This window comes from Micromonospora parva (genome assembly GCF_000718515.1).
Lineage (GTDB): Bacteria > Actinomycetota > Actinomycetes > Mycobacteriales > Micromonosporaceae > Micromonospora > Micromonospora parva.
Window position 1 is genome coordinate 37133 of sequence record NZ_JNZS01000008.1, and the last position, 17730, is coordinate 54862.

At 70.1% G+C, this 17730-nt stretch carries 13 protein-coding genes and 2 pseudogenes; 7 read left to right on the forward strand and 8 right to left on the reverse strand.

Annotated features, from left to right (window positions below):
* Window positions 1–35 precede the first annotated feature (35 nt).
* Window positions 36–413, forward strand: a pseudogene (locus IF22_RS36435) (cellulose binding domain-containing protein); the annotation flags it as partial.
* A gap of 52 nt (window positions 414–465) precedes the next feature.
* Here the strand turns inward: IF22_RS36435 and IF22_RS0111685 are convergent.
* Window positions 466–3450 (reverse strand): glycoside hydrolase family 3 protein, encoded by a 2985-nt coding sequence (locus IF22_RS0111685; RefSeq protein ID WP_030331155.1) that lies wholly within the window; start codon window positions 3448–3450, stop codon window positions 466–468.
* A gap of 408 nt (window positions 3451–3858) precedes the next feature.
* Entirely contained in the window at window positions 3859–4797 is a 939-nt protein-coding gene (locus IF22_RS0111690) for an oxidoreductase (protein WP_030331157.1), read from the reverse strand.
* A 95-nt stretch (window positions 4798–4892) separates the two neighbouring features.
* Between IF22_RS0111690 and IF22_RS0111695 the strand changes: the two genes are divergently transcribed.
* The 4 genes from IF22_RS0111695 to IF22_RS0111710 all read left to right on the forward strand — a co-directional run bounded on the left by IF22_RS0111695 (window position 4893) and on the right by IF22_RS0111710 (window position 9667).
* Window positions 4893–5528, forward strand: a complete 636-nt coding sequence (locus IF22_RS0111695) for an acyl-CoA-like ligand-binding transcription factor (protein ID WP_030331159.1) — start codon at window positions 4893–4895, stop codon at window positions 5526–5528.
* Window positions 5529–5593: 65 nt separating this feature from the next.
* Window positions 5594–8716 (forward strand): hypothetical protein, encoded by a 3123-nt coding sequence (locus IF22_RS0111700; protein ID WP_156057485.1) that lies wholly within the window; start codon window positions 5594–5596, stop codon window positions 8714–8716.
* A 128-nt stretch (window positions 8717–8844) separates the two neighbouring features.
* Window positions 8845–9177, forward strand: a complete 333-nt coding sequence (locus IF22_RS0111705; RefSeq protein WP_030331163.1) for a hypothetical protein — start codon at window positions 8845–8847, stop codon at window positions 9175–9177.
* 145 nt (window positions 9178–9322) lie between these two features.
* Window positions 9323–9667, forward strand: coding sequence for a YnfA family protein (locus IF22_RS0111710; protein WP_030331165.1), 345 nt, complete (start codon window positions 9323–9325; stop codon window positions 9665–9667).
* Window positions 9668–9742: 75 nt separating this feature from the next.
* Here the strand turns inward: IF22_RS0111710 and IF22_RS36295 are convergent.
* The 3 genes and pseudogenes from IF22_RS36295 to amcA form a co-directional block, all read right to left on the reverse strand.
* A pseudogene (locus IF22_RS36295) lies at window positions 9743–9936 on the reverse strand (cyclophane-forming radical SAM peptide maturase AmcB); the annotation flags it as partial.
* Window positions 9933–10280 carry a hypothetical protein gene (locus tag IF22_RS0111715; protein WP_030331167.1) on the reverse strand — a complete coding sequence of 116 codons (348 nt, stop codon included), beginning with the start codon at window positions 10278–10280 and terminating at the stop codon, window positions 9933–9935. The gene IF22_RS0111715 and the pseudogene IF22_RS36295, both read right to left, overlap by 4 nt.
* Window positions 10277–10441 carry a multiple cyclophane-containing RiPP AmcA gene (gene amcA / locus IF22_RS35375; RefSeq protein WP_167337295.1) on the reverse strand — a complete coding sequence of 55 codons (165 nt, stop codon included), beginning with the start codon at window positions 10439–10441 and terminating at the stop codon, window positions 10277–10279. Before amcA ends, IF22_RS0111715 begins: the two co-directional genes overlap by 4 nt.
* A gap of 370 nt (window positions 10442–10811) precedes the next feature.
* Between amcA and IF22_RS0111720 the strand changes: the two genes are divergently transcribed.
* A complete protein-coding gene (locus tag IF22_RS0111720; RefSeq protein ID WP_030331169.1) occupies window positions 10812–12038 on the forward strand; it encodes a helix-turn-helix domain-containing protein in 1227 nt (408 codons plus the stop codon).
* 6 nt (window positions 12039–12044) lie between these two features.
* Here IF22_RS0111720 and IF22_RS0111725 read toward each other — a convergent pair whose 3' ends face one another.
* From IF22_RS0111725 to IF22_RS0111735, 3 genes are all read right to left on the reverse strand, one after another.
* Window positions 12045–12719: a YdcF family protein gene (locus IF22_RS0111725; protein ID WP_030331171.1), complete on the reverse strand. Its 675-nt coding sequence runs from the start codon at window positions 12717–12719 to the stop codon at window positions 12045–12047.
* Between the two features lie 155 nt (window positions 12720–12874).
* Window positions 12875–15529, reverse strand: coding sequence for a DUF4132 domain-containing protein (locus IF22_RS0111730; protein ID WP_030331173.1), 2655 nt, complete (start codon window positions 15527–15529; stop codon window positions 12875–12877).
* Window positions 15529–15837, reverse strand: coding sequence for a hypothetical protein (locus IF22_RS0111735; protein ID WP_030331175.1), 309 nt, complete (start codon window positions 15835–15837; stop codon window positions 15529–15531). Before IF22_RS0111735 ends, IF22_RS0111730 begins: the two co-directional genes overlap by 1 nt.
* A 207-nt stretch (window positions 15838–16044) precedes the next feature.
* Between IF22_RS0111735 and IF22_RS0111740 the strand changes: the two genes are divergently transcribed.
* Complete coding sequence (locus tag IF22_RS0111740) at window positions 16045–17724, forward strand: Na+/H+ antiporter (protein ID WP_030331177.1); 1680 nt, start codon at window positions 16045–16047, stop codon at window positions 17722–17724.
* Window positions 17725–17730 lie beyond the last annotated feature (6 nt).

Sequence of the window (17730 nt, forward strand, 5' to 3'; positions counted from 1 at the left end):
GGCTCGATTCCACCGCCGGCTGGGGTGGGTCGGTCCCCACGCCGCCACCCACCACTCCGCCGCCGACCACGCCACCGACCACCACGCCACCACCCACCACCCCACCGCCGGCGGCTGGCTGCACCGCTGCGTACGCGGTGACCAGCCAGTGGACCGGCGGCTTCCAGGGCGAGGTACGGGTCACCGCAGGCGCCTCGGCGATCAGCAACTGGACCGTGACGTGGACCTTCGCCAGCGGTCAGAGCATCACCCAGGCCTGGAACGCGACAGTCACGAGCCAGGGCTCCGCGGTCACCGCCCGCAACGTCGCCTACAACGGCGCCCTCGGCGCTGGCGCGAGCACCACCTTCGGGTTCCTCGGATCGTCCACCGGCACACCCGGCACACCGACGCTGACCTGCACGGCGAGCTGACCGACCACCCGTTCGGGGCCGGGCCGACGATCGACCCGGCCCCGAAAGCCGGTCAGCTGATGGAGAAGTCCGCCAGCCGCAGCGGGGAGTCGAACACCAGGTACACGTCGCGGGTGCCGACGGCACGGGCCAACTCGGTGCTGGTGCTGACGTACCGGTAGTCGTCGCCGGTGCTGGGCACGGTGGCCGTGCCGAGTAGCCGGCCGGTGGGCGACCCCAACCGGATCTGGATGGTGCCGGCACCCGCACCGGCCTTGGCGACCTTCGCGCTGAAGGTCTGCGCGCCGGCCCGTAACGCGGAACCGTCGAAGGAGATCCACTGACCGGCCCCGGTGGCACCGACCGCCGTACCGCTGGGTTTCGTCTCGTCGACCAGCCGGACCCCCGCGTACCGGTCGAAGTTCTCCGCCCTGGTGGGCCGGGACAGGTCCCGCGCCGGAATGGTCTCACCGCGGACCCGGACCGCGGCGCGGGCCCGGATGTCCTCGGCGGACGCTCCGACCATCAGGTCGTGCACTGACGACTCGACCACCCACCGGCTGCGGGTGACGTCCCAGTGCGCCAGGTCCGTGGCGGGCAGGCGCAGGGTCACCGTACGGGTCTGCCCGGGCGCGAGCCTCACCTGCTCGAACGCCTTGAGCTGACGGATCGGGGTGATGTCCCGCGAGGTGCGCTGGTGGGTGTAGAGCTGAACCACCTCGGTCCCGGCCCGGCTGCCGACGTTCGTCACGTCGACGCTGGCCGTGATGGTCCCGTCGGCAGCCACCGACTGGGCGCCGGCACGTAGCTGGCCGTACCGGAACCTGGTGTACGACAGCCCGTGGCCGAACGGGTAGAGCGGCTTCGCGGTGCTGTACAGATAGGTCTGCCGGGACGAGATGATGTCGTACTCCAGCAGGTCCGGCGGCAGTTGCGAGTCCGAGCGGTACCAGGTCTGGGTGAGCCGGCCGGACGGGTTGCGGTCACCGAACAGGACGTCGGCGACGGCGTGACCGGTCTCCGCGCCCGCGTGGGTGGTCCAGACGATGGCCGGTACGTGCTCCTGCTCCCACCGGATGGTGACCGGGTAGCTGGTCTGGAGCACCAGCACGGTCCGCGGGTTGGCCCTGACCACGGCCTTGACCAGCGCCTCCTGGCCGGCGCTCAACGCCGTGGAGGTCCGGTCGTGCGCCTCCCGCCCGTTGATGAACGGGTTGCTGCCGACCACCAGCACAGCGGTGTCGGCCGCCTTGGCCGCCGCCACCGCCCGGTGGATCCCACTGCTGATCAGCTCGCGACTGAAGTGGGTGGCGGCGGCAGGGGTCGATGCGCCGAGCTTGAGGGCGCCGTCGTCGCCGATCGTCACGTACGTGTCGGCGCCGAACCAGCTCTCCTTGGTCTCGTAGCCGACGTAGCGCAGCACCACCGTTCCGTCTGGCTGCGGCTCCAGCTTGAACTGCTGCTGGACGTACCAACCGTTCGGCTGCTCGTCGCGGGTGACGAACGGCCCCCAGTTGTAACCGAGGTAGCGGCCGTTGGCGGCGTTGCGCAGCGTCACCACGTCCTGCCCCCAGTCGACCACGTCGAACTGGGCGACGAGCGCCGGGGTCGCGCCGGTCCCGAGAACCGGGTTGGCGTCGGTGGTGCCGGTGGCCGAGACGTACTTGCCGGTCCGCACATCCTTCAGGGCGATCCGGTCCGCGCCGTCGAGCCCGCTCACACTGGCCGAGCCGCCCAACCGTTCGCGGATGCCGTCCAGCGCCGTCACCTGGTACGGCAGGTCGCCGCCGTACCAGTCGGAGTAGAGGGTGTCGCCCAGCGGGCCGAGCACCGCCACCTTGCGGGTCCGGGCCGGGTCCAGCGGTAGTGCCTGCCGCTCGTTCTTCAGCAGCACCATCGCCTCGCCGGCGGCCTGCCGGGCCAGTCGCTGGTGGTGGGGGCTGTTGATGACATCCGCTGTGATGCCGCCGTACCGGCCGCCGCCCGGGTCGAACTCACCCAGTCGGAACCGGATGGTCAGGATGTCCCGGATCCGGGCGTCGATGTCCGCCTCGGTGAGCAGGCCGGCGGCGAGGGCCTGCTTGATCGCGGTGACTGTCGGCTGGGCGTTGGTGTCGTCGGTGATGAAGCTGCTGAGCCCGGCCTTGATGATCGCCGCGTTCGCCTCGGCCTGGGTGCTGTAGTACTTCTGCGAGTTCACCAGGTTGTTCGGCGCCCAGGCGTCCGTGACGTTCATCAGGGTCTGGTCGGTCCAGCCGCGGACCACGGTGTCCAGGTCCGGATCGACTGTCGCGGGACGTCCGTTGACCAGGTTGTAGGCGGCCATCATCCCGGTCGCCGCGTCGGCGGCGATGGCTGGTTTGAAGGCGGCGCGGTCGTACTCGTTGAGCACCCGAGGTGGCACGTTCGAGGAGGTCACGTCCCGCCGGACCTCGTTGTTGTAGGCCAGGTAGTGCTTGAGGGTCGGTGCGCTCTTCAGGTGGTTCGGGTCACCGCCGGTCATTCCCACGCCGTACGCGGTGGAGATCGCGCCGGTGAGCAGCGGGTCCTCGGAGTAGCCCTCCTCGTTGCGACCCCAGCGGGGGTCGCGCAGCAGGTTGACCACCGGCGCCCAGAGGTTGAGCCCCCAGACCCGGGGGTTCTGCGCGTGGTAACCGCGCGCCTCGTCGCCGACGGCCGACCCGACCTGCCGGATCAGGTCGGTGTTCCAGGTGCTCGCCATGCCCACCGGTTGGGGGAAGGCGGTGCCGCGAGCCTTGACCACCGCGCCGCCGTTGTCGATGTCGGTGGACCAGGCCACCCCGTGCAGCGCCTCGGTGCCGGTCTTGAACAGGCCGATGCCCAGCCGGGGAACGGCCGGCTGGTACTGGTGCAACCAGGAGATCTTCTCGTCCTGGGTGAGACGGCCGAGCAGGTCGTCGACCCGGGCGCTCACGGGCAGATCGGGATCTCGGAACGGGTAGGTGGGCTCGGCGAGCGCGGTGCCGGGAACGGCCGGTAGGGCTAGCAGGGCAAGCGCGAGCGCGGTGATTCCGCGCCGAAGGCGCCAGTTCCGCATGCGGTTCTCCTCATGTCGTACGACAGACGCCCATGCGGGCGCCGAGGCCGTGTGACCAGGCTCGACACCCGGCTGACGGGCCTGAACGACGAATCGTCGAAGCGCTTCGACGACCCGGCCGCGTCACGACGGCCATGATTGTGGTGATCCGCGCAACTATAGATGTGCGCCTATCAATGGGCAACCGTTGCCCGGCACCGCAACCTCGTCGAGGTCGTCCCCAAGATCGGGTGACGATGCCATAGCGGCACAGGCGGACGGACCCACCCCTAGGAGCATCGATGAATCATGCTTCACCCCAATGGGTACGAAGCTTGCGGGTGAAACAGCCAGCGGCAGTGAGGCGGGCGTTCGCCACCTGGGCGATCCGGCACGCTGGGATGTGACGGCTGCCGGACGGTCCTGCGATCAGCTCGCTGGCCGCAGCGACTCGAACCGTACGCCGGTGGCCTGTTCGGACAGTTCCCACAGTCGGCGGCCGTGCTCCGGGTCGGTCACCGTGGCGGAGAGTTTCCCGGGTGCGGGGTGGCCGCGCAGCTCGGCGGGCCCGCCGGGTGCGACGAGCTGTCCCGGCTGCGCGGCGGGGTCGGTGGCGGCGAACAGCTGCGGCCAGACGCCACTGTCGACCGGCTGGGCGAGGAGCGGGTTGCCGATCCGGCCCAGCAGCAGCCGCCAGATCGGGGTGCTGCCGCTGCTCTGCAGGTTCGTCGCGGTGTAGCCGGGGTGGGCGAGGAAGCTGCGCAGTGGGCTGGCCGCGGCGCTGAGCCGCCGGTGCAGTTGGTAGCCGAAGATGGCGTTGGCCAGCTTGGACGTGTTGTAGAAGCCCATCGGGGAGTAGCCCCGCTCGCCGGTCGGGTCGGCGAACCGCACCTTCGCCTGCCGATGGTTGACCGAGGTGACGGTGACCACCCGCGGGTCCCGACCGGCCAGCAGGAGGTCGAGCAGCAGACCGGTGAGGGCGAAGTGCCCGAGGTGGTTGGTGGCGAACTGCATTTCATGCCCCTGCGGGCTGAGAGTGCGCGGCAGTGCCATCACCCCGGCGTTGTTGATCAGCACGTCCACTCGGCGATGGTCGGCGTGCATCCCGTCGGCGAACATCCGCACCGAGTCGAGGTCGGCGAGGTCGATCCGCCGGACTTCCAGGTCGACGCCGGGCTGGGCCGCGGCGATGTCGGCCGCCACCTGGTGACCCTTCGCCTGGTTGCGGACGGCCATGACGACGGCTGCGCCACGGCTGGCGAGCGCCCGGGTGGTGGCCAGGCCGAGGCCCGCCGTGGCACCGGTGACGACGAAGATGCGACCGCTCAGGTCGGGGATCTGTTCGGTGGACCAGCCATTGACAGTCATGCGACCCACTGTGCAACTGGTGACACCGAGTGTCAAGGAATACGTCTGGTGTCAACGTTGGCAGGAGGTAGCACCTTATGGCGTAGCATCGGCGAATGAGATCCCGCGCGGACAGCAGCCTGGCCGAACGCAAACGCCAGCTCGTTGCCGACGAACTGCGCGACGCCGCCCTGATGCTGCTCGCCACCAAGGGCTTCGACGTGGTGACCGTCGACGACATCGTGGCGGCGGCCGGCATGTCGAGGCGTACCTTCTTCCGCTACTTCGCGTCCAAGGAGGACGTTGTCGTCCGGTTCCTGGCCGACATGAGCGTGGACGTCATCACCGAACTCGCCGCCCGACCACCCGCCGAACCACCGTCGGTCGCGCTGCGCCACGCCCTCTGGGTGCCGCTGGCCGCGTGCAACGACCACCCGGAACACTCCGAGCGGGCCCGCGTCGTCGTCCGTCTCATCCTGGACACCCCGGCCCTGCACGCCCGCTGGCTGGAGAGCCAGATCCAGTGGCGCGCCGAGCTGGCCACCGAACTGGCCAGTCGCTGCGGCCTCGACCCGCACACCGACCCCTACCCACGGATGGCGGCCGGGATGGCCCTGCTGGCCCTCGACACGGTGCTCCAGCAGTGGCAGCCGGGAGACGACGAGCAGCGCCTGACCGAGCTGACCGATCGGGCGTTCGCCGTGGTGGCTCCGGCCCTCGACGCGCCGACCACGTCACCCGACGCCGGCTGAGCGGCGCCCCCGAGCGAATCAGCGCGGTTTCAGCACCCTTTCAGGCCGCTCAATACGTTCGCGGCATGACACCCAAACGTTGCCCGCGCGCAAGGCGCGGGACCGCCGTGCTGGCGATGATCGCGGTCACCGCGGCGAGCGCGCTCTTCGGCGAACCCGCGTCGGCCGATCCCGTCCCCGTCCCCGTCCCGCAGACCGCCCTCACCGATCGGGCCTTCGGCCAGGTCGCCGAGACCCACCTCCAGGGTGCCGATCGGATCACGGCGGCAGTGCTGTCGGCCGAATTCGTCCAGTGGCACCGGCTGCACCCGACCGCCACCGCCGAACAGGCACAGACCCAGCTCACCACCCGCAGGCAGCTGCTCGACGACTCGCTGACCGCGTTCGACCTGCTCCTGCCCGAGCAGGACCTGCTGCTCAAGTCCGTCGACATCCTGCTCGGTGCGCCCGGCGGCGACACCCGGACCTCACCGGAGATCACCGGCCTGATCGGGGCCGTCATCGGGAAGACGGTCGAGGCGTGGGACACCCGTGAGGAACTCGCATCCGGCGCGCTGCGGACCGCCCAGTGGCTGCGCGGCCGTGACGACGCTCTCGCCACGGTCTGGTCCGCGATCCGGCAGGCGGCGGCAGCCAGCGCACCTGTCGCCACCGCCTGGAACGCCGTCCTGGGCGAACCGTTCGGGGTCGACATCACCAGCGGTTACCAGGAACTCAGCCAGGACCCCGGGCTGTCCCACGTGGACCTCGCCGCGATCCTGGCGTTGCAGGGCGACTCGGGGGCGTTCGTCGCGGCGGCCAAGCAGCAGTTGGCCGCCCTGCATGCGCAGCTGCTCGGCCTCAGCCTGGAGATCCGTCTCGAAATCGGCGAGAACAACCAGAAGTGTCCGCCCGAAGGGCCGCCCAGCGCCGCGTGCACCGCGGCGGCGAAGAAGGCCGCCGAGGACCGGGACAAGGACCGGCAGCAGACGATCTCCGACATCAAGGCCGGGGTGGGCATGGTCTCCACCCTCATCGGGTTCGCCGACCCCGACGCCGGCAAGAAGTCCAAGGTGATCGGCGAGGCGGTGCTCACCACGATCAGCGCGATCTCCAAGTACGCGGCGGCGATCACCGGCCGCGGCCTGGCGGGATCGATCTTCAGCACCGCGACGCTGGCGATGACCGGCAACATCTTCGGTGCGGTGATGTCGGTCGTCGGGCTCTTCGGCAGCAGCGCCCCGTCGCTTGACGCGCAGATCCTCGCCCAGGTCAAAGCGTTGCGCGACGAGGTGCGGGCCCTCGGCGACGAGATGCGGGCCAGCTTCGCGCGGGTCGAGGCCCAGATCAACACGGTGTACGCGAACATGATGGCCCAGTTCGACAAGCTGAACGCGGCGATCGCCGGCAACACCGCGCAGATCACCCTCGTCCAGCAGCAGGTCGCCCAGCTCGGCCTGCGCCTGGAGGACATCGCCGCCACCGTCCTGGCCGCGATCGGCGACGCCACCCTGCACGACGCCCGCGCCGACATCAACAAGTACCTCGGCTACCGGGAGAACTTCGGCCAACCCATCCCGACGTACAACGAGTTCGTCGGCCCGGAGAACGAATTCCACCTGACCGCGACGCAGCTGACCAGCGGCGCCGCCTTCGTGGTGCCCGCCACCGACGCCGACAACCCGGCGATCGACCCGACCACCGTGCTGAACAGCTTCGGCGAGGCCCGGTCGATCAACTACCTGGCCCGGGTCGCCAGCGGGCGGGACCCGTCGATGGTCGAACCGTCCACACCGGTCGGCAACCCGACCGTGTGGAACCTCGGCGCGCAGGCGTACGCCATGTTGATGCTGCAGAACCCGACGTACGCCGCCCAGGTCAGCACCGGACGCGCGGCGCAGATCGAGGCGGAGGGCACCCGCATCGCCGACCTCGCGGCCAGCTTCGGTCGGCCGGCCAACGGCAACGCCAACAGCCTGATCACCGGGTTGGTCGACGAGTACGTCGGCGCCACCAACGAGCTGTCGACAGCGCTCGCCGCTCTCCGGACCAACGAGGTCCAGGCCCGCTACGAGCCGGACGCCAACGGCGTACAGGTGAGGACCCTCAAGAACTACGACCTGTTCTGGGACACCGACAAGCCGCTCGCCCCTGCCCCGGCCAAGGCCGACGAGGCGACGGTGCCCTCGTGTGGCGGCAGCAGGCAGATCGACCGACCCGGTAACGTCCGCTACGACCTGATGTCGAACGTGGTGCGGGCACTCCAGTACGCGTACACGCCACGCCTCGACGAGCCGCCGGCCGGGGTGCGGGAGTTGCCCGAGGTCGGCCACTGCTACACGCCGAGCTGGGTCTACACGCGGACGACGGGCTACGGCACCGGAGTGATCCGCCACTACGGCAAGCTGCGGTTGCAGATCCACAGCCGGTTCCGACTGAACTCCAACGCGGCCTGGCAGAACTCCCGGACCGCCGACTACACCTGGCCGGACGAGCAGGTCTACCAGGTCGACTGCGAGCTGTTCAACTGCGACAGCGAGACCACGCCCGACCAGGCCCTGACCCAGAAGTGGCCAACCGGCCGGTACGCCTTCGCGAGCGCCGCGACGGCCACCACCAACACGGCGCTGGACACCACGCTGACACCGACCCTGCGCGGTTTCCTCCAGGCCCGGCAGAAGCTGATGTACGACCGGGTCCGGGACCAGAGCACGCAGGTCAGCGGGTCGATCCCCACCGCCCTGAAAAAGGTGAACACCGCCGCGCGGCTGCTGCAGGCGTACACCAGGTTGGGTCTGCCCAACGCCCTCGACTCCGACGACGTGTTATCGGCGAACCTGTTCGGGCAGTACCAGCTTCCGGTGAACATGCCGACGGACGCCAAGATCGGCAATGCCTATGCCAGGGCGAGCGGGAACTACACCCTCTGCGGGCCCACGCCGTGCCCGCTCGACCTCAGCCGTCCGCTGCGCGACCAGGTCAGCCTCAAGGTGCCCTGCGAGCCCGCTGTCGACTCGTCCAACCTGCCCGGTGACCCCCTCGGCGACTGTCTGATCACCAGCGCGCGGTCCCGCGCCAACGCGCTGATGCAGCGGTACGAGGTCTGGGCGGACCAGATGACCGCCGGGCTGCACCACGAGCGGGTGCCGTGGCTGAACGACACCCTCGTGGGCCTGCGCATCACCACGCGGCTGTCCCACGCCAGCTGACCCACCGTTGCCGGCGCCTCCGGGCGCCGGCAACGTGTCACACCACCCAAGGCGTGAACCCAGCGCCCAACCGTCTGAGCGCCCTCGAACCGGCGGCGATCGACGAAACAAGGCCTACCGTCGTTGACATGACCACTGATCCCCAGACGTGGGTGCCCGAGTCGTGCACCTTGCCGAGCGCCCAACAGCCACTGCGGCTGGCCGAATTCGACGACCTGTTCGCCACCGCTCTGCTCCAGCAGGAACGGCTGTCCCCCACCGCACTGCGGTGGCGTCTCGACCCGGCCGCCGAGGCGACCACCCGGGACCTGACCGCCCGGGAAAGCTCCTGCTGCTCGTTCTTCTCGTTCACCATCGCCGCCGACGCCGGCGCGCTACGCCTCGACGTGCAGGTGCCGGCCGCGCACGTCGACGTCCTCGACGCGCTCGCGCTGCGCGCCGCCGCCCGGATGACGGCGTGAGCGCATCGCCCAGCAGCCAGGTCGCCACCGCAGCCGAGGAGCACCTTGGCCGATCCGCCGCGGGCGGCTCGGCGGGAGCGACTGCCGACGCCCGACCAGCCCACCGGCATGATCGTGGACCGCGCCACCTCGGTACGGTCCACCGATGACCGTCGTCCGCTCGATCCTGCTGTTCACCGTCGCCGCCCTGTTCGAGATCGGCGGGGCGTGGCTGATCTGGCAGGGCTGGCGCGAACACCGCGGCCTGTGGTGGATCGCCGCCGGGGTCATCGCCCTCGGCGCGTACGGATTCGTCGCCACCTTCCAACCCGACCCCAACTTCGGGCGCATCCTCGCCGCCTACGGCGGCGTGTTCGTCGCCGGATCCCTCGCCTGGGGCGTCATCGTCGACAGGTTCCGGCCCGACCGGTGGGACGTCATCGGCGCAGGCATCTGCCTCGTCGGCGTCGCCTTGATCATGTACGCGCCGCGTTCGGCAGGCGGCTCCTGATCGCCCAAAGGCGGGCTGATCGAGCGCAAGTTCACAGTCATGGAGAGCCGGCTCGTGCGTGCGCGGTAGAACGAGACCGCTGTCTTGCTGTGCGATCGACTCGGCACAAGCCTGCGCGACCGCGCCGCTCAGGCTGGGGATACTCCGGTCAGACAGGTAGCGGTAGATGCAGCCGAGGTTGCAGATGCGGTCGGCTGCACGACCAGGGTGTGGAAGCTGCCGACGATCGCCGGATGGCCGATGAAGTTGATGAGGGCAATGCCGTTCACGAGGAGGCCTCTTCGATGCTGACGGCCGTGGTGGTGTTGACGCGGTAGGCGTGGGTGCGGCGAGCGGGCCAGCCGAGGAACCGGTCGAAGATGTCGGCGGCGCTTCCCGTGACGCTCGGGCTGAGCCGGTGCAGGTCGTCGATCGCGTCGTGCAGGCAGCCGGCCAGGTAGAGGAACAGATTCATCGGCTCTTCCCGGTACTCCGCGAGGAGCGCGAGCTTCGCCGCACCGCAGGGCCACGGCTGCCCGCACCGGCGGCACAGCCACAGCGGGCGCATCGGCAGATGTTCCACCTCGGCTGGCGCGAGCCGGTTCGCCGCGAGACGGCGCTGCTGCCCGGTCATCGGCGACCGCCCTCGCGGGCCTGCTGCTCGAACAACCGACGCCACACGAAGGTGAGCAGCGGCGGATCAGCGGGCCACCCCCGCCCCTGTGAGGACGTCCACCTGGGCTCGGTGCGTCGGGACTGACCGGCCATCGCGTTGCGCGAGACGTACACCGTCATGCCGCCACCCCCGCCAGGAACGATGAGCGGCGGGCTCGCCGGGGGAATGGCGAGCCCGCCGCCGCATCACGGCGGCTGGGAGCAGGCCGCCGATCACCCACCCACGCAGCCCTCATGGCGGTACGCAGGCGGGGAGAACACCGAGACAGTTTCGCTCCCGGACGGACCGAGCCAGCGGCCCAAGCCGTGGTGTGCTGCGCCGCCCATCGATCCCTCCATCTGCAGCTCCCTGTCAGCCATCCCGACACCGGCATCGACACACGCCGGTGATCCGAGGTGAACTGAACGTAGGGGCGGCCCGTGTGGAGGACCGGGAAAATCCGTACCGGGTCCGGCGGCCTTCAGCGGGCAGGGTGATGGTGTGCGAGGGATGACGGAAGACATGACCATCGGCCAGCGCGTCGCCTTCTACCGGCGTCGACGAGGGCTCTCCCAGGAGGTGCTGGCCGGTCTGGTCGGCAAGACCCAGGAATGGTTACGCAAGGTCGAGACGAACCGGGCAGACCTCGACCGGCTATCGGTCATACGCGCGATCGCCAAAGCCCTCGACGTGTCCCTCGGCGACCTGATCGGCGCACCGAGCCTGTTCGAGTGGTCGGACGACTCAGGACGCGAGACCATCCCGGCCTTGCGGGCCGCGCTCCACGACTATCGGCACCTCGCGCCGACGCTGGCCAGCACGGGGGACGTCGAAGCTCCCGCACTGCGCGAGATCGAGGACGACGTCGCCGAGATCTGGACCGCCTACCAGCACTCCCGGTACGGCACCCTCGCCCGCCGGCTGCCCTACCTCATCCACGACTGCCTCACCGCCACCGAGGTGTACGACGGAGACAACGGCCAGCGAGCGCACGCGATGACCGCCTACGCCCACCAGCTCGCCGCGTTGTTCCTCACCAAGCTCGGCGAAGGTGACCTCGCGTGGACCGCAGCCAGCCGAGGGCTGGCCGCCGCCAACGCCAGCCACGACCACGTCGTCATCGGCTCACTCAGCCGCTCTGCTGCGCACTCCCTGGCCTCCATCGGTGAATACGCCCAAGCCCGCCGCCTCGCCGCCACCGCAGCGCAGTTTCTGGAACCACGGCTCGCCAAGGCGACTCCGCAGTTGTTGTCGGTCTACGGCAGCCTGCATCTCGTCTGCGCGCTGGCCGCCGCTCGAGACGACGACCGAGCATCCGCCGACACCCACATCGCCGAGGCCGATGCCGCCGCACAGCGGCTCGGTGCCGATGGCAACCACGTGTGGACCGCGTTCGGGCCGACCAACGTGACGATCCACAAGACGACCGTGGCCATGGAACTCGGCGACGTGCAGCGCGCCATCGCCATCGGCGCCCCACTCGACACCAGCACCGTGCCCGTCGAGCGACAGGTTCGCCACGCCATCGAAACCGCCCGAGCCTTTGCCCGATGGAACCGCATCGACGACGCGCTCGCCGCGCTCCTGAACGCAGAGGTCATCGGTGCTGACCAGGTGCGCTACCACCAGCTCTCCCGCGACCTCGTCCGGGACATCCTCACCCGCCCTCGGCCGCCCCGACTGGCCGTCGAACTCAGCGACCGGATGGGCGTCCGGTCAGGAGAGCCGCGCTGGTAGCTGGGCTCATATCAGCCGGCTCGTGTAGCCGGCCGCCACCAGGCGTTCGAACGCCGTCCGCACCTCGTCCGGCATCTCCTGCGGGATCGCGAACCCGCGCTCGGCGTACACCTCGATCCGCTGCGTGTCGCCCACCAGCATGTCCACCACGCGCCGCGGGTCACCGATGCTGATTACATAGTCGTCCAGTTCGAGCGGGTTCGACGCGCACACCACATCAACCTCCGGCCACATCAACCTGCAGGTGGCGTAGGCCCGACGCTGCTGGTAGGGCCGCGACATGATCAGCACCGACCTCACCGGGATCCGGTGTTCGGTCAGGATCTGACGCGAGTACTCCAGGTTCTGGGCGGTGTTCGTCGCACGCGGCTCCACGAGAATCGCTTCCACGGGAACGCCCCGCTCGACGGCGTACTCGCGGTAGTGCACCGCCTCACCGCTCGGGAACCGCTCGACGGTCGTCGGAGCGTTCGCGCCGGTGAACACGATCCTGGGGAACAGCCCCTCGTGAAACAAGCGCGTCGCGATGACGGCCACACCGAGGTCATGACTGCCCAACCCGATTCCCACGTCGCACGGGCGCAACTCGTGGCGCATGTCGTGGTAGCTCCACAGCGTCTCCACGTCTGCCCGGATCGTGTCAGGGATCGCCCTGGCACGTGCCGCTGCGTGCTGGTTCATCAGTACCTACCATTCCCTCGTGTCGCCAGCGTAGGGGCAGCGGGGTAGCACGACCCCGCCGACTCCGGCACCAGGCCGCTGAACTCGTTCGGCCAGTGGCGAAACAACAACTGTCGCCGGGTCCTGGCGACAGCACGGCCGCTCCCGTTGGTGCCTCAGAGTTGGTGCAGGATCACCGGGTCCTTGATCTTTTTGTCGGCCGCCAACAGCAACGCCTTGCTGATGATCTCGCCGAGCCGGCTGTCGCCCTCGAAGGGCAGGAACATCTCCGGCTCCTTCGCCTTCGCCGAGGCAGGAACGATGCACAGGTACCTGTCGTCCGGGGCGATCAGGATGTTGCCCGAGCCGCAGTGGATGCGGTATGTGTGCAGGTCACCGCGCACTTCGAGGAACCGGTCGGTGACCGTGCACCGGTCGGCGATCGCCAGCCGGGGAATCAGCTCGGCCAGCACCTCCCGGCGGGTCTGGGCGGTCGGGGTGAGGTCGCCGAAGCTGCTCTGCGACCAGTAGTCGCGGTACCGGCCCTGGGGGCCACCGTCGTACCAGTTCGGGTCGTTGCCCACGCCGGCCGCGGCCACGAACAGGTCGACGTCGCGCATCACCTCGCTCAGCACGACCGCCGGAACCTCCTCCAGCGGCACCGGCGTGCGTTCACCCCGGGCGAACCACAGCTGGTCGGTTCCCATCGTGTCGAACACCGCGTCGTCGGCACGATCCTCGATGCCCGCGATGTTCAGCTGGGCCCGCAGACCCCAGTCGGGTAGGGCCAACCAGGGCAGGTCGTAGCTGGCACCGTCGTTGCGGTGCTGGACGTACGACCAGCCGCGCCGGGACAGCAGCGCGTTGAGACGGTGCTGGCGCACGATGTGCGCGGCGAACCGGTTGGAGTACGTGCCGGTGGCGCGCTCCGCGTCGGTGAGCAGGTACTGCTCACGGTGCGCCTGCTTGAACGGCTGGGTGATCGTGTGCCGGCCCAGGAAGTCCCGCCAAGCCTGGACCGCGGCGGGGTCGTCGACCGGGTGCCACAGCCGTACCGTGGCGTCGCTGGCGGGCTCGACAACCCTGTCGTCCACGCTCCGCAGGGCGTCGCCGCCCCAGCAGCAGGCCACGCCGTCGACGGTCCAGATGAGACGCCGGGCCAGGGTCCGGGCCAGTGGGTGGTCCAGGAAACGCTCCCGCCACTGCTCGACGGTCCACGCCCGGTCCCGCCGCAGCAGCCCCTCCAGGCGGTCGCGGGTGGCGATCAGCGTCGCCGCGACGTCCGTGACGGTCGCCTTCAGCTCCTTCAGCTCGTCGCCGTGCTCCTTACGCACCTGCACGGGTGGGGCCTTGACCACCTTGCCGTCCGCGTTGCGCCACACCAGGACGGCGTCGATGCCGCGCACCTCCAGCTCGTACGAGCAGTCACCCAGTTTGTCCGCGAGGGGAAGGCCGAAGCCGGGCAGGCCCATCTCCTCGACGTCCTCGCGGCTGACGCCGAGCGCCTCTGCGTGCTGGGTCAGCCCCTTCTCCACGATGCGCAGGGTGCTCTTGTAGGTCAGCCGCGACGCGAGCCGGGCCAGTTGCGCGAGGGCGGCGGGATGATCGGAGTCGATGAGCGCCGCGACCGCGACGTTCGCCAGTTTCGGGCTGGCCGGGCCGTGGCCCGGAATCTTGCGGGCTGCTCGTTCCGCGATCTGGCCGAGGCTGCGCAGGGTCTCCTCCGACGACGGCAGCATCGTCCGCAGCCAGACCAGGCCCCACAGCAGCCCGACGTTGTAGCGGTCGATCATCCGGGGCGGGACGTCCGCGAGGTGGCCGGGACAACACTTGGTCATGCGCAGCGGCAAGGTACGCGCCTGCCCCACGAGCGGGAGCCAATCGTCGAGCCGGGCGGTGAACTCGTCGCCGCCCACCGCGTCGAGCAGCGACCGAGCCTGCTTGCGCCAGCCCGCCGACGGCTTCGCCTTGTCCGCCTCGACCGAACAGTGGGCCAGCAGCGCCTGCCACGCGGCCCGGCGGTCCTCCGGCATCGCCTCGACGTCCGCGATCGCGCGGTCGGCCCACTGTTCGCCGACATTGGGGATCGGCCACACCCGGTCAGCCTCGTCGCTCATGTCGCGCAGCGAACGCTCGACCCGGGTCCGGCGCCAGGTCGCCAGGGCCGCCGGGTTCACCCGCCCGGCCGACGCCTCCGCCTGGATGGACTCCCAGGTGAACCGCTTGAGCTGCGTGCTCCAGTAACCGAAGCCCAACCATGCCTGACCGCCCAGCCGGTCGAGCCAGACGGCGCCGTCGAGCCCGCCGCCGGAGCGCACGGCACTGATCAGCGTGCCCCGCCCGTCGCTGTCCTCCCCCGGTACGGTCAAGGCGTCGAACACCGTCTGCCGGACCGGCGCCGGTTGCGCGGCCAGCAGTTGCGCCGCCCGGGCCCACACCTCGCGACGGGCGCGGTCCCACGGGGTCTCGGTCTGGTACGCCAACATCGGCAGGGTTTCGACCACTGTCATCGCCGCGGCGCGACGGCGATCATGGTCCGCGTCGTGGCCGCCCAGGTCCGCCACCGCGGCGGCAAGCAGTTCACCCTGCCGGATGGCCTCCGGCAGCAGCTCGACCTGCGGCGCAGCGAGCTGGTAGGGCCCGTGCGGATCGGTGAGCGCGGCGAGCAGCGCGGGCAGCGTGCCGGCCGACACCCAGCCGAGCACCGTGGTCATCCGGCTGACGAAATCCCGCCGTCCATGCTCGTTGAGGGTGTTGTCGCTCCGCTCACACCATCCCCTGACGGTGTCGACCACGTCACGCAGTGCCAACTCCGCGTCGCGCGTGTCCATCAGCCACCCACCAGCGGGACGAGCTTGAGGAAGGTGATCCGCGACCCCGCGTGCAGGCGGACCTTCTCGTCCAGGGCTGTCACCTGCCGGTCGTCGACAAGCACGACGAACCCGTTGCGACGGAACGCGTCGAGTGCCACCTGCGTCCGCGCCTCCGCGTCGACGTCAGCACCGGACTCGGCGATCTCCAGGAATGTCCGCCGCCGGATCAACTCGTCGAGGCGTAGCGACTCCTCGAAGACCTCCACGCTCCACTCGGGTCCGCTCAGGGCTCCGGTCACTTCATCGGCGATCGTGATCATCGGCATGGCGGAGAAGGTAACGCAGCCGTCCGACACGGCGTCCGGCGAAGGTGGGTGGGGCAACGCGGCGCAGCGCCGCGCGGGAGGGACCCCGCCCGGTCGACCAGGAAGTTCGGCTGATCAAGCGGGTAGGCTCGTCACCGCTGCGTGCTGCGCTGACCGCCCGGCACCCCGAACAATCTCGCTCGCGCCGCTCCAGGGGGACGTCACCACGTGAGCACCCACTCGATGTTGCTGTTCGTGCTCGCCGCCGTCGCGGTGATCGTCGCCGTGCGGTGGGTGGCGGCCCGCACCGGACTGCCGGCGGCGGCGCTGCTGCCGCTCATCGGCATCGCGTACGCGTTGCTCCCGGGCCCCAACGTCGGGCTGGATCCTGACCTCGTGCTCATGGTCGTGCTGCCGCCGCTGCTCTACAGCGCCGCACTGGACTCCTCGCTGCTGGACATCCGCCGCAACCTGCGCATCGTGGTCAGCCTGTCCGTGCTGCTGGTGCTTCTCACCGGCGTTCTCGTCGGCATCGGTTTCCATCTGTTCGTCGCCGGCGCGACACTTGCCGCCGGAATCGCGGTCGGCGCCGCCGTCGCGCCACCCGACCCGGTGGCCGCGCTCGCGGTGGGCCGCCGGGTCAACCTGCCACCGAAGATGGTCACGATCATCCAGGGTGAGGGGCTCCTGAACGACGCCACCGCCCTGACGATGCTCAGCGTCGCGGTGGCCGCCGCGGTGGGCGGCGAATTCTCGTTCCCGGCCGCCGTCGGCCAGTTCGTGCTGGCGGCGGTCGGCGGGGTGGCGGTGGGGGCGGCCATCGCCTGGCTGGTACGTCTGGCCCGACCGCTCACCACCGATCCGTTGCTGTCGAACGCCATCTCGCTCGCGACACCGTTCGTGGCCTACCTGGTGGGTGAGGAGCTGCGCGTCTCCGGCGTGCTCGCCGTGGTGATCGCCGGGCTGATCGTCGGCCACCAGACGCCCCAGCTCGGCTCCGGCGCCGCCCGGTTGCAGACGAGCGCCGTGTGGCGGCTTGTCGACTTCCTCCTTGAGGGCTTCGTCTTCCTGCTGATCGGCCAGCAGCTCCCCGAGGTCGTCAAGGGCCTGCGCCAGTACGAGACGTCCACCATCGTCATCGCCGTCGCGGTGTCGGTCGGCGTGGTGCTGCTGCTGCGCCCCGCCTGGCTGGTGCTGACCCAGTCCCTCCCCCGGTCGCTGCACAGTCGGTTGGGCGGCGTATCCGAGCAGGACGACCCGGACGAGCCCGGTAGTGCCCGGCAGGTCGCCCGCGCCGACCGCAACGCCGAACGGTTGTCCCTGCGCGAGGTGACGGCGCTGAGCTGGTCGGGCACCCGTGGGGTGATCAGCCTGGCCGCGATCTTCACCCTGCCGTTGACCACCAACAGCGGGGCGCCTTTTCCCGACCGGGACCTGCTCCTGTTCTGCACCTTCGTGGTCGTCCTCGTGACGCTCGTCGGGCAGGGCCTGACGTTCGCGCCGCTCGTGCGGAGGCTCGGCCTGCGCGCCAACGAGACCGACCAGGCCCGGGTACGCAACGAGGCCCGCTCGGCGGCGGTCGAGGCCGCCCTGGCCCGCCTGGACGAGGTCGCCGCCGCCGATCCGGACAGCGCGATGGCCGTCAACACCACCCGTACCCAGTTGCTGGCCCGACTGGCGCGCTACCGCGGGCGACTCGACCTGCTCGAACAGAGCGGGTCGTCGGAGCTACCGACCTCACCGCAGTACGAGACGGCGCTCCAGGTCCGCCGGACGGCCATCGACGCCCAGCGGGAGGAACTCGTGCGCTGGCGCGACAGCGGTCGGCTGCCCGACGAGGAACTGCGCGTCCTGGAACGGGAACTCGATCACGAGGAGTTGCTGCTGCCCAGGCGGACGTCCAGCTGACCGGCC